Origin of the sequence: Tunicatimonas sp. (assembly GCF_049647865.1) — a bacterium.
GTDB lineage: Bacteria > Bacteroidota > Bacteroidia > Cytophagales > Cyclobacteriaceae > Tunicatimonas.
The window spans coordinates 1-4,003 of record NZ_JBARYM010000571.1 but is presented as its reverse complement, the minus strand read 5'-3'; the positions used below and the strand labels follow the sequence as shown (position 1 = coordinate 4,003).

Genomic DNA, 4,003 nt, shown 5'->3' with positions numbered 1-4,003 from the left:
AACAATTACGGTCCTAATCATTTCCCTGAAAAGCTGATTCCGCTTTGTATCAATAACATCAAACATAATAAGCCGCTGCCCATTTACGGCAAAGGAGAGAATGTGCGCGACTGGCTCTACGTAGAAGACCACGCTCGAGCGATTGACACTATTTTCCACCAAGGAAAAGTAGGTGAAACCTACAACATTGGCGGTTTCAATGAGTGGAAAAACATTGATATTGTACGACTACTGTGCCAAGTGATGGATAGAAAGCTTGATCGTACCGAAGGTACTTCCGAAAAGCTTATCACCTTTGTTACCGACCGAGCCGGGCATGATTTACGCTACGCCATTGATGCCCATAAACTGATGAACGAACTGGGCTGGAAACCTTCGCTTCAGTTTGAAGAGGGTATTGAAAAGACAGTAGACTGGTACTTATCTAATGAGCAATGGCTGGAAAATGTTACCTCGGGTAATTATCAGAAATACTACGAAGGGCAGTATGGTTGATTTTTAGTGTTAAAGTTTTACGTGTTACGGTACTAAAACATTCAGAACTCACTTCAATGAAGAAGGTAGTAACTGTACTATTCATTCTAACAATAGTTGTGGCTGAGGCGCAAATTGTGCACGACGTTAGAATTGGAATGGGAGTTTCTTTTTTGGGTACGGGTGATATGCTGGTTGGTAAAATAGAAGGCGAAGCCACGCGCAAATGGAACAGAATCGTTAGCAATTCAGTAGCATTGGGTATCGGTTACGGCGACAGCGAATTCTACGATTCAAATTTTCCGCAGAGAACTTTTACTGCTCATTTAGACGCCAACGTATTTGTTTCACCTTTCGGAAATCGCGGTATTTATAATTTTCAGCTTGGAACGGGGCCATCGCTGATGTATGTTACAGATACTTACCCACGAAGAAATGATGCTATCCAAAATGATAGGTTATCGCTAGGCTTCAGTGTGATCGTAGAAAATGAAGTTGCTGTCTCAGATCAATATCTAATTGGCTTGAAGATGATGGTCTAGCCTTATCTGAACGGAGATATTGCCAGTACGCTATTACTAAAGTTGGGGCGCAGGTTCTATGAATAGTTTTCCATAGATATTGGAATTATCTGACTACTGTTCCACGGCGGCCTAAACACGCTGACCCCACGCACCGTAACACTCATATATGAACACCCGAAAGATTAGCTACATTGAACCTGATGAGGATTACCTGGAAAAGGAAGTGGAATGGGCCTTGAGTAAAACGATGGAAGAGCGGTTGGCTGAGTATTGCAAACATATTATTCGTAACTGCGCTATGGCAGGAATAGATGCTACCAATTCTTCTGTCAAACGTACGATCTACTATATTGAGGATGAAACTAAGCAGCTATGACCAAAAAATCCAAACGAAATATTTCTTGGAACCCAGATGTAGACCCAGAAACGGAAGACAGGCTTGCTTATTTAGCTTTAAACCCCCAAGAGCGATGGGACTATATGATGACATTGATATTGGCTACTTATCCAAAAAAATTAGTGACTTATGATAAGAGAAAGATAGAGTGGATATAAATAACCCGTTCTATATTGAGATCCTACAGGCACTAGGTAAAGCGAATGTGCGCTACGTTCTAGTTGGTGGATTAGCGGTATCTTATCATGGATACGCTCGCTATACGGGAGATATGGACTTATGGGTAGAACCAGAAAGCGAAAATGTAGACCGGCTATATTCTGCCTTGGTTGACATTGGTTATCCTAAAGAAATGGTTGACAAAATTAGAAAGGAACGAGACATTGATAACCCAACTCCTATCAAACTAAATGACGATGATAACCGGCTAAAGATTGACCTGATGACTTACATATTCTACACTGAACTGAGTTGGCAAGATTGCTATAACGGTGCGGAAGTAATGGATCTGGAACAACTAAACATTCCAGTAGTAAACATAGATCATCTGATCGAGATGAAGGAAAATACGCGTAGAATTGATGATTCGTTAAAAGATTTGGTTGATGCCCAGGAACTGAAGAAGGTCAAGATTTTGAAGAAAGGTAGCTAAAATCTATGTAGCCAAACAGTCTGCTCTCGCTTTTCGCTCTTTCCAAGCAGAATTAATCCCCACCAATAATTTAGGCCTTTCGTTGTAAATCCACTTCGGGCTTTTCTATCTTTGCGGCTATGGCAAAGAACAAATCTAAAGAAGCATCTCCGCACGAACCCGAAAGCTCGCTCAAGCAAGTGATTGCCCACGCGAAAGAGTACGGCTTTGTGTACCCTTCCAGTGAAATTTACGATGGCCTGCAAGCCGTGTACGACTACGGCCCCTACGGAGTAGAGCTTAAAAACAACCTCAAGCAATTCTGGTGGCAAGCCATGACTCGCCTGAACGATAATATCGTTGGGCTGGATGCGGCCATTTTTATGCAGCCCCAAACCTGGAAAGCCTCCGGCCACATTGATAGCTTTAACGATCCGATGATCGATAACAAGGACTCCAACAAACGCTACCGGGCCGATACGCTGATCGAAGATAGAGCCGCGCAGCTAGAAAAGGAAGGGGAGATAAAGACCGCTCAGTTACTGCTCAAGCGCATGAACGAATTGCTTGAAGCCGAAGACCTAACCGGAGTACGCGATCTAATTGTAGAGTACGATATTGTTTGCCCCGAATCAGGGACAACCAACTGGACCGAAGTGCGGCAGTTCAACCTAATGTTCTCTACCCAGGTAGGTTCGGTAGCCGAAGATTCTAGCAAAATTTACCTGCGTCCCGAGACCGCTCAAGGTATCTTTGTCAACTTTCTGAATGTGCAGAAAACCGCCCGGCAGAAGATTCCGTTCGGGATTGCCCAGATCGGCAAAGCCTTTCGTAATGAGATTGTAGCCCGGCAGTTCATCTTCCGGATGCGGGAGTTTGAGCAGATGGAGATGCAATTCTTCGTACGCCCGGGCACCCAAGCTGAGTGGTTTGATCACTGGAAAAAAGTTAGGATGCGCTGGCACGAGGCGGTAGGTATTCCTGTGGAGAAGTTCCGTATTCATGAGCACGATAAGCTAGCCCACTACGCCGATGCTGCGGTAGATATTGAGTATCAATTTCCGTTTGGTTTCAAGGAGGTAGAAGGCATTCATTCGCGTACTGATTTTGACCTTACCGAGCACCAAAAACTTTCCAAGAAGAAACAGCAGTACTACGACCCGGATGTATCGGAAAGCTACGTGCCCTACGTGATTGAAACTTCTATTGGAGCGGACCGCCTGTTTCTAATGACCTTATGCGAAGCCTACACCGAAGACACCGGCGTAGATGCGAAGGGCAATGAAAAGAAGCGTATCTATCTTAAGATTCACCCCGCCCTGGCTCCGGTCAAAGCCGCGGTGCTGCCACTAATCAAAAAAGACGGATTACCCGAAAAAGCCAAGGAGATTTACGAATCACTGAAGCTGGATATGAAGGTGGTGTACGAAGAGAGTGCCGCTATCGGCAAGCGCTACACCCGTCAGGATTTAATCGGTACGCCTTACTGCATTGCCGTAGACCATCAAACGCTGGAAGATGATACGGTTACTATCCGAGAGCGCGATAGCACGGAGCAGGAACGAATTGCCGTGAGCGATCTGCGCACTACGCTGCTGGAACGGGTTTCGCTGCAAAGCGTACTACGTAATTTAGCAGAGTAGTTAACACTCTACAGTATGTTCTCACACTAGAAAGCAGTCTACTTTTATGGTCTTGCTCCTAGCTTTGTTTTCGGTAGTGCTGGTTGGGGCGGCTATTTTGTATCGCAGCTTTTCTACCCCCGCGCCCTTATACCCCCTAATAAAGGTTCGGCAGATAGAAACTATTCTGGCGAAGTACTTCCCCTACTACCAGCAGTTGCCTTTAGTGCAGAAGAAGACCTTTCTGAAGCGCGTAATGCACTTTATGCAGCAAAAACAATTTGTTGCCCGTGGCTTTCAGCCGGTTACACTAGAGATGAAAGCGATGGTTGCCGCCTCGGCAGTACAGCTTACC

General features: G+C 45.1%; 7 protein-coding genes. All 7 read left to right on the top strand.

The window, feature by feature from the left end; genetic code table 11:
• On the top strand, window positions 1-495 hold a 495-nt coding region (locus tag WBA23_RS16925), incomplete at its 5' end, for a dTDP-glucose 4,6-dehydratase (RefSeq protein ID WP_424583468.1).
• 56 nt (window positions 496-551) lie between these two features.
• The gene (locus tag WBA23_RS16920; RefSeq protein ID WP_424583467.1) at window positions 552-1,016 is read left to right on the top strand and encodes a hypothetical protein; all 465 of its coding nucleotides are present in this window, start codon (window positions 552-554) and stop codon (window positions 1,014-1,016) included.
• A 148-nt stretch (window positions 1,017-1,164) separates the two neighbouring features.
• Entirely contained in the window at window positions 1,165-1,374 is a 210-nt protein-coding gene (locus WBA23_RS16915) for a hypothetical protein (protein ID WP_424583466.1), read from the top strand.
• Entirely contained in the window at window positions 1,371-1,553 is a 183-nt protein-coding gene (locus WBA23_RS16910; RefSeq protein ID WP_424583465.1) for a hypothetical protein, read from the top strand. Before WBA23_RS16915 ends, WBA23_RS16910 begins: the two co-directional genes overlap by 4 nt.
• Entirely contained in the window at window positions 1,544-2,047 is a 504-nt protein-coding gene (locus tag WBA23_RS16905) for a hypothetical protein (protein WP_424583464.1), read from the top strand. Before WBA23_RS16910 ends, WBA23_RS16905 begins: the two co-directional genes overlap by 10 nt.
• Window positions 2,048-2,166: 119 nt before the next feature.
• Window positions 2,167-3,669: a glycine--tRNA ligase gene (locus WBA23_RS16900; protein WP_424583463.1), complete on the top strand. Its 1,503-nt coding sequence runs from the start codon at window positions 2,167-2,169 to the stop codon at window positions 3,667-3,669.
• 46 nt (window positions 3,670-3,715) lie between these two features.
• Window positions 3,716-4,003, top strand: a 288-nt coding sequence (locus WBA23_RS16895; protein ID WP_424583462.1) for a zinc-dependent peptidase, incomplete at its 3' end; no start/stop codon positions are given.